Genomic DNA, 6,912 nt, shown 5'->3' on the forward strand with positions numbered 1-6,912 from the left:
CCACACCCTGAACACAGTTGGCTGGACGGATAAAACCTATCCGCCACCACCACCTGACAGCCGTAGAGCCGGGCCTTATACTCTAGCTGTCGCCGAAACTCGTAGAACCCACAGTCTGACAGCGCTCCTGCCAGCTTGCGGTTCTTGAGCAGGTTCTTCACCTGCAAGCCCTCAATCACCACCACCCGATACTTCTTGGCCAGGTAAGTCGTTAGCTTGTGCAGATTGTCTTGCCGAATGTCTGCCACCCGCTTATGGGCCTTGCCTAACTGCACCACCGCCTTCTTACGGTTAGCGGATCCCTTCTGCTTGCGACTCAGCCGCCGTTGCAGTCTGGCCAGACGCTTCCTCGCCTTGCGGTAGGGCTTTGGGTTCTCGAATACTTCCCCGTCGGAACAGGTGGCCAGGTGATGGATACCTAAGTCCACTCCCACAACTTCCCCGGTCTTCTCCACCTGAGGCGCTGGAGCTTCATATTTGAAGGAGATATACCAATGTCCGGCGCGAAGACTAATGACCACGTTCTTGGGTGTGGTCGCCGGAAGTAACTCTGCACAGCGCAGCCAACCGAAGATAGGCACCTTGATGCGGTCGCCAGAAATGCGGATGCTGCCTTCTAGGTAAAAGCTGTCTCGCACTCCCTTGCGTTTGAAGCGGGGGAACTTCCCCAACCCACCCCGCCAGCGCTTAAAGGCTTGCTCCAAGTTGCGTAATGCCTGCTGAGGAGCGCATTTGGAGACCTGGTAGTACCAGGGGTTTTCCTTCTTAACCTCGGCTACCAGGCGCTTGTGCAGGTCAATGGCGGTGGGGAGTTTCTGCCGGTTCTCCAGGGCTTGCCGACAGATGGCCAGGCCCCAGTTGTAGGCGTGACGGGCTACCCCAGCGTGCTGAGCGGCTAGGGTCTTCTGCCGGTTATTCAGCTCTAAGCGGGTGCGGAATCCAAGCAGCATTCAGATAGCCGTGGCCAACATGCTTAGTTTAATGGCTATTTCGGTTCCGCAAAGTAACCAATTGTTCAGCAGATCGGGGACTAGAGGCAGCCCCTGTAGCTTGTTCGCGAAAGCGTCACGCAGCGGTAAGGGCGCGATCCAACAATTCCATCGGGTGATAGATGGGGATCCCGGCTTTGCCCTGTAGGCGCAGATGTTTCTGGATTTGTAGGCGGCAGCCGATATTGGCGGAGACGATCCCCTGAGCACCGGTGTTAAGCAAGTTCTTTACCTTCTGGGATCCCAGCTCATCCGCCACCTGGGGTTGCAACAGGTTGTAGACGCCGGAGCTACCACAGCAGAGGGCCGCATCGACGGGATCCCGCAGCTCCAGCCCCGGGATTTGCCGCAGCAGGTGTCGGGGTTCCTGGCTGAGCCGCTGCCCATGCAGCATGTGACAGGCATCCTGGTAGACCAGCACCAGGGGTTCCGGCTGTAGCGGATGTAGAGGAGCGGTCAACCCCACCTGAGCAAGAAACTCCTGGATGTCCTTGACCTGGGCGGCAAATCGGGCTGCTTTCTCCTTGTAGTCGGGATCCCTGGCCAATAGGTGGCCATAGTCTTTCAGGGTATGTCCGCAGCCGGAAGCGGTGATCAGAATGGCATCTAACTCACAATTGGCAAAGGCATCGATCATCTGGCGGGCCAGGGTTTCCGCCTGCTGCAGTTGCCCTTGATGGTGGGGCAAGGCCGCACAACAGCCCTGGACAGGCGGGATCACCACCTCACAGCCGTTGTGGGTCAAGACGCGAATGCTGGCCTCATTCACCTGCGGGGCAAACAGGCGCTGCACGCAGCCCAAAATGAGTCCCACTCGAAAACGGCGTTCTCCCACCGCCGGGATCCGCTCAGGGTAACGCTTGGGCAGCAGTTGCTCCACCTCCAGGGGGGGCATCAGGGATTCCATGGCCGCCAAACGCGGGGAGACCTTTTCCAGACCCTTTCGGATCCAAGCGCCGATCCCCATTTTTTGGTACAGCCAGAGAGGCCACAGCAGCGGTTGCAGCCGCTCCGGGTAAGGAAACACCGAGAAGATGAACTGGCGGTAAAGCCGATCCCAAAGGCTACGTGGGTAGTTGCGTTCGATTTGCGGGCGGGTGGCGGCAATTAAGCGGTCATATTGCACCCCCGATGGACAGGCCGTAACACAGGCCAAACAGCCCAAACAACTGTCGAAGTGGGAAACCGTAGCCGCCGAGAGGGAGATTTGACCTTGGTTGAGAGCCTCCATCTGATAGATGCGCCCCCGCGGCGAGTCCGTCTCTTTGCCGATGACACGGTAGCTGGGGCAGGTGGTCAGGCAAAACCCGCAATGCACACAGGCATCGATCAGCTTCGGATCCGGGGGATCCACGCCGTCAAAACTTGGCCCTTTGGATACGTTCATCGGCCTCTAGCTCTCAGCACAAAAGCCTGCTGTACAGACTCAATCTTGCCTTTTGGCTTGTTTTGGGGTTTTGGAGGTGCCCCCGTTTCCTGCATCTTAATCCGGGAACAAAGCGGCTGAGGCGTTCTATCCAGATCCAGACGCTCCTTTCGTCCGTACTACCCTGAAGAAGGGACTCCCCGGACGGATTCCCTCTCAATCGATCCCTCGTTAACCCTCTTCGAGTTGTCTGTGCTCTGCACAGCACGGAGTGCTATGAAAGTGCAACACCTCTTCACCTCAGCTCTTGTGGGCGCAGCCCTCTCCAGTTTGAGCCTGCCCACCGCCGCTCTGGCCCAAGCCAACCTGCGGGAACTCCCTCCAGACCTGGCAGAACAGCTAACCACAGAGCAAATTTTGCAAGCCTGCGCCAACAACCAAGCAGATACTTTGCCCAGCCCTTTCCCGGATGTGGTGCCAAGCGATTGGGCCTACAAGGCGGTGCTTACCCTCTACTACTGTGGAGCCTACCGAGGGGCCATTCCACCGGAGCAATTCCGGCGCTACTTGGAGCAACAACGGGGATCCCAAACTTAGGTGGGCCTGCACCTCAAGCCGGATACATCTCCTGGATGAGGTGGGCATAGCGCTCAGCCACCGGGTTGCGCTTGATCTTCAGGGTCTGGGTCATAAGGCCGTTTTCCACGCTCAGCGGCTCCGGCAAGAAGCGAAAGTCGCTGACCTGCTCGTCGGGCCGGTAGCCAGGGCGTTCTTGGATGCGGCGGCGCACCTCCTGCAAAATCAAGGTGCGGGTCTGGGGCTGGGCCAGCAGCTCGGCATCCTCAGCCGGGATCCCTTGCTCAGCAGCCCAGGCCTTGAGGGCGTCGAGGTTGGGGTAGATGAGGGCGGCCAATTTTTTCTGGTCTTGCCCAACGATCACAATCTGGCTGATGTAGGGAGATTGCAGGCAGGCATCTTCCAATGGCTGTGGCTCGACATTTTCGCCGTTGAGCAACACGATCACGTCCTTGGCCCTGCCGGTGATCACCAGTTGCCCGTCGGGGGTGAGCCAGCCCAGATCCCCGGTTTCAAACCAGCCGTCGGAGCTGAGCACCTTGGCAGTGGCTTCCGGGTTGTTGTAGTAGCCCATCATCACCTGCGGGCCACGGGCCAGGATCAACCCCTTTTGGCCGGAGGGCAGGGGCTGTCGGGTTTCAGGATCCACAATGCGAAACTCCGTCCCCGGCAGAGGGGGGCCAGCCGTACCGCGCACATTGTTGTCTGGACGCCGCGCGCACAACACCGGCGAAGTTTCGGTGAGGCCGTAGCCATTCAAGATGGAAATGCCCACCACCTCGTAGAACAGATCCAAGTAGGCAGGCAGGGATCCACCGCCGCTGATGGCATGTTGAAAATTGGGGCCCAACGCCCGTCGTACCTTGCGGTAGATCAGCACATCGGCCAATCGGTGCAGGGGCCAGAGCAGCCAATGTTGCAGGCGAGCCTGCAGGCGCACCCAGGGGCTGACTCCGTAATGCAAAATCGACTGGTTGCGAGCTATCCGTCCAGAGAGCACATGGCTCTCACTCACGGCCATCAGAGCGCGGATCAGCCGCTGCATCAGGGGGCTTTTCTCTTTGAATTGCCGTTGGATCCCTTCATAAACGGTTTCCCAAATCCGCGGCACTGCCACCAAATAGTGGGGCTGCTCCTGTTGAAAATCTTGTTTGATAAAGCGGGGGCTGGTATAGACCAGCATGCAGGCACGGCTGAGGAGAAAATACTCGCAAGCCCGCTCATAAGAGTGCCAAGTGGGCAGAATGGTCAACACCTTATTCCCCGGTTGTGGCTGTACGACCACGCCCAAGTTCTCCACCTGGTGCATCAGGTTGCCGTGGCTGAGCATCACCCCCTTGGGCCGACCGGAGGTGCCGGAGGTGTAGATGATGGTGGCCAGTTGGGATCGCTCCAGCTTTGGGGGTTGGTAGGTGTGTTCCCGACCCTTTTGCAGCCATTGGGAAAAGTTCAGCACCCCTGCTTCCTGCTCATCGGAAAGCAACAGCAGCCGTTCCAGGCCCAGCTCCTGCACATCCGGCCGGATCCGCCTCAGGGTCTTCAGATCCTGAGCAATCAGGGCCGTGCTACCGGAGTGGCGCAAGATGTAGCCCAGCTCACTGGGATCCGCCACAGCGCTGCGGGGCACATTCACAGCTCCCGTGAACATCGTGGCCAGATCGGCCATCAGCCAGCGGGGGGAGTTATCGGCAAAAATGGCCACCCGATCCCCCGGGCAAATGCCCAAAGCCTGCAGGCCAGCCGCCAGGGTTTGAATGCGGCGAAACAGCTCTCCATAAGACATCTCGAAAACTGGCTGCGCGTGGGGATCCCGTAGGGCAACCTGACCGGCAAACTCTTCCGCCAGCACTTGCCAAACGTTCAGCAGCGTCGTCTCAGGGGCAGTGGGAGTAGCAGAAGCGGCAGCAGTTGTCATAGATCTGTACCGTAAATTACGTTTACAGTCTATTAAACCCAGCCTCTCTCCCCAGGTGTCGCTAGGACAGTTCCCAGCCTGTCACCCCATTCACCATCTTCCCCTTGCGGGGAAAAGGTAGGGATCAACACTATAAAATCTTGCGCTGGCAGAACCAGGGTGGTGATTGCTCGCCCCGGCAGATTGCGCACAAAACTTTACAATTTTGATCAAACCGGATCCCATATCTCCCATGGGGATCCCGGCTGTAAGCTTCATGTAAACTACCCGACACCGACCGCTAGGCGGTACGAAGCGGGCTTTTAGTAGCCCTGCAGTTAGCAAGCCAACCGCGAGCCTCTGGGGTGGTTTACTGCACCCCCAATCGACCGTTACCAGTGCCCTAAACAGCTGTTTCTGGTGTCCGCAGTACCATTATAGCATTCCTCCCGACACTGACCCTACGGGTACCGTACGGGGCTCCTGCGATTTCTAGCTGAGCAGCTCATCGTTTCTGGAGGTTGTGTATCGGTGATCAACCCATTCTCATCCTTCCGGTGGAGACATTCTTCTCGCTCTCCAGCTGGGATCCCAGAAGTTGAACCTCAGCCCCCAGACGCTTCCGATCCTTTTGCTTCCCAACGGGAGCAGATGGTCAAGAAACAGCTCATCAAACGAGGGATCCGAGATCCACGGGTACTGGAAGCCATGGGAAAAGTGCCGCGTCACCTTTTTGTCCCCTCTGATCTGCGGGATCGGGCCTACAGGGATTGCCCTCTGCCCATCGGCTATGGCCAGACCATTTCTCAGCCCTATATTGTTGCTTTTATGACAGAAGCTGCTCGCCTCACGCCTGAATCGGTGGTGTTGGAAATCGGCACCGGCTCCGGCTATCAGGCGGCTGTTTTGGCAGAGCTGGCCCGGCAAGTGTATAGCCTGGAGCGTCTGTCCCCATTGGCTGCTCAAGCTCAACAAACCCTCGCTGCCCTGGGCTATCGCAACGTGGAAGTGCGTCAGGGGGATGGCTACCAAGGTTGGCCAGAGCATGCTCCCTACGATGCCATTCTGGTGACGGCAGCGCCCCCAACTGTGCCCATGGTGCTGCTGGATCAACTGGCGGTGGGGGGCACCTTGGTGGTGCCGGTGGGAGAAAGCCCTTCGGACTCCGGTGCCCAGGGATCCCAGTCCTTGCTGATCCTCTGCAAAACAGCCCAAGGATGGGTTCAAAAAGGGGCTTTTCCGGTGCAGTTTGTGCCCATGGTCTAGGGTTTTGCCCCCTCTACTCCTGCCAAAAGGTGGGCGCGAATTTGCAAAGCCAATTGGGGACGGTCGGTAATCAACCCTTGAACAACGGGATTTTGTCCTACTGAGCCGGCAAATGGCTGCAAGCACAACTTCATCACTTCAGGATCGTTCACCGTCCAAACGTACAGAGGGATCCCGGCCTGTTCAGCTTCAGCCAAGAACTGCAAGTTCACCCAACTGTAGTGGGGGGCCAGAAAATCCGCTCCCAACTCCCGGCAACGGGTAAGTAAAGATCCCTTGGCTTGCTCCTCAGCCTTTGCCTCGATCAACAGGCCAACCTTGGGTTGCGGGGACAAAAGCGTTTTAACCCGCTGCACCACCTGAGGCAAAAAAGAGGTGATCACAAATTCTTCGGGGGTCAAAATATCGCTAACGAGGGCAAGGACTTGTTCCTCATAGCCTGCTTCTTTGAGTTCGATATCGAGGGTGATCTTGCCCTTGATATGTGACAGGGTCTCTTCAAGAGTGGGAATCGTGGGTTTGCGGGCCCGAATCTCGGCCCAAGTTAATGCGGCCAAAGGCTGTCCATCCAAATCGGCATCGTGAACAACCAGTGGGATCCCATCTCGGCTACGGCGCACATCCAGCTCAATTTGCTCGGCCCCCACCTCAATAGCGGCAGCAAAAGCGGCCAACGTGTTTTCCTCGGCGTGGGTGTGCTCCCCACGGTGGGCGACAATCTGGGTGTAGGGGAGCATGTCAGCACCTGATACATTTACGCTGAACACTGCTGAACATCACTGTTCAACTATGCAGCGATAGCATTCTGTTTGTTTCCAAAC

Annotated in this window: 6 protein-coding genes; 2 read left to right on the forward strand and 4 right to left on the reverse strand. The window is 57.9% G+C overall.

The window, feature by feature from the left end:
- The coding region (locus tag NW834_RS12950) for an RNA-guided endonuclease InsQ/TnpB family protein (RefSeq protein WP_414426339.1) at positions 1 to 950 on the reverse strand (950 nt) is incomplete at its 3' end.
- Positions 951 to 1,065: 115 nt separating this feature from the next.
- Positions 1,066 to 2,376, reverse strand: coding sequence for a (Fe-S)-binding protein (locus tag NW834_RS12955; protein ID WP_414419002.1), 1,311 nt, complete (start codon positions 2,374 to 2,376; stop codon positions 1,066 to 1,068).
- A gap of 255 nt (positions 2,377 to 2,631) precedes the next feature.
- Here NW834_RS12955 and NW834_RS12960 point away from each other — a divergent pair, with 255 nt between their 5' ends.
- The gene (locus NW834_RS12960) at positions 2,632 to 2,952 is read left to right on the forward strand and encodes a hypothetical protein (protein ID WP_414331146.1); all 321 of its coding nucleotides are present in this window, start codon (positions 2,632 to 2,634) and stop codon (positions 2,950 to 2,952) included.
- Positions 2,953 to 2,965: 13 nt separating this feature from the next.
- Here NW834_RS12960 and NW834_RS12965 read toward each other — a convergent pair whose 3' ends face one another.
- Positions 2,966 to 4,846 (reverse strand): AMP-dependent synthetase/ligase, encoded by a 1,881-nt coding sequence (locus tag NW834_RS12965; protein WP_414419003.1) that lies wholly within the window; start codon positions 4,844 to 4,846, stop codon positions 2,966 to 2,968.
- Positions 4,847 to 5,356: 510 nt separating this feature from the next.
- Here NW834_RS12965 and NW834_RS12970 point away from each other — a divergent pair.
- A complete protein-coding gene (locus NW834_RS12970) occupies positions 5,357 to 6,091 on the forward strand; it encodes a protein-L-isoaspartate(D-aspartate) O-methyltransferase (protein ID WP_011433763.1) in 735 nt (244 codons plus the stop codon).
- On the opposite strand, the gene NW834_RS12975 is transcribed toward NW834_RS12970, so the two are convergent.
- The gene (locus tag NW834_RS12975) at positions 6,088 to 6,828 is read right to left on the reverse strand and encodes a glycerophosphodiester phosphodiesterase (RefSeq protein ID WP_414399168.1); all 741 of its coding nucleotides are present in this window, start codon (positions 6,826 to 6,828) and stop codon (positions 6,088 to 6,090) included. The two genes, NW834_RS12970 and NW834_RS12975, sit on opposite strands and share 4 nt — an antisense overlap.
- Positions 6,829 to 6,912: the final 84 nt, after the last annotated feature.

Origin of the sequence: Synechococcus sp. R60.1 (genome assembly GCF_047461835.1) — a bacterium.
Taxonomy (GTDB): domain Bacteria; phylum Cyanobacteriota; class Cyanobacteriia; order Thermostichales; family Thermostichaceae; genus Thermostichus.